Here is a 716-nt window from a genome sequence, read left to right as displayed (position 1 = left end):
TTTTTTGATTTAGATTCATCTCTAATCCTCCATTNNNTATTATCTTAATTTTACTAAATGTAAGATTAAATCTCAACTATTACATATAACCGACCATAAAAAAGAGACGGGATGAGATGTTGTTTTCATAAATAAATTTGTTAAAAACTTAAAGGAAAATTATACTTATAGCAAAAAGCAGTGGGGTATATCAAATAATCTTTAATTCTACAATATTATTATGCAACCAATATTTACATTTAGAGTGGTAAATTTTACCGAAAAAAATTTATCTAATCTTATAGCAGATAGCATAGGCAATCCTACTACTGAAAAAATTAGCCAAGTATTAGACAAGTTATAAAAATACTAAGCTGCATCTTATCGGATGTTTTATAGAAGAAAACTTAATTGGTATAATTGGAATTGAAGTATTATCTATACAGGCTATAATTAGGCATATTAGCGTATTAAAAACTTTTCGATCTCAAGGAATCGGAAAACAATTAATTTATATATAATTAGCCATTTTACTTTAAAGAAAATAACAGCTGAAACTGATGATAGTGCAGTAAATTTTTATCGTGCTTTAGGTTTTAATTGCGAAATATTTGAAGGAAAATATAATCAGCGATATAATTGTACTCTTCATTTGTAATAGTTGAGATTTAATCTTACATTTAGTAAAATTAAGATAATANNNAATGGAGGATTAGAGATGAATCTAAATCAAAAAA

Annotated in this window: 2 protein-coding genes; both read left to right on the top strand. The window is 25.2% G+C overall.

The window, feature by feature from the left end; translation table 11 throughout:
• The first annotated feature begins 220 nt into the window (after positions 1-220).
• Positions 221-343 carry a hypothetical protein gene (locus KYQ89_RS07705; protein ID WP_256621216.1) on the top strand — a complete coding sequence of 41 codons (123 nt, stop codon included), beginning with the start codon at positions 221-223 and terminating at the stop codon, positions 341-343.
• Positions 344-353: 10 nt separating this feature from the next.
• Positions 354-500 carry a GNAT family N-acetyltransferase gene (locus tag KYQ89_RS08235; protein WP_371920396.1) on the top strand — a complete coding sequence of 49 codons (147 nt, stop codon included), beginning with the start codon at positions 354-356 and terminating at the stop codon, positions 498-500.
• Positions 501-716: the final 216 nt, after the last annotated feature.

This window comes from Rickettsia sp. TH2014 (genome assembly GCF_019249195.1).
Classification (GTDB): domain Bacteria; phylum Pseudomonadota; class Alphaproteobacteria; order Rickettsiales; family Rickettsiaceae; genus Rickettsia; species Rickettsia felis.
Note: the sequence above shows the minus strand (reverse complement) of the source record. Positions and strands in the feature narration are given on the sequence as shown.

What these genes read in the sequence shown, in the direction of transcription:
- KYQ89_RS07705 (WP_256621216.1), top strand. Translation starts at nt 221, where the DNA reads ATGCAACCAATATTTACATTTAGAGTGGTAAATTTTACCGAAAAAAAT.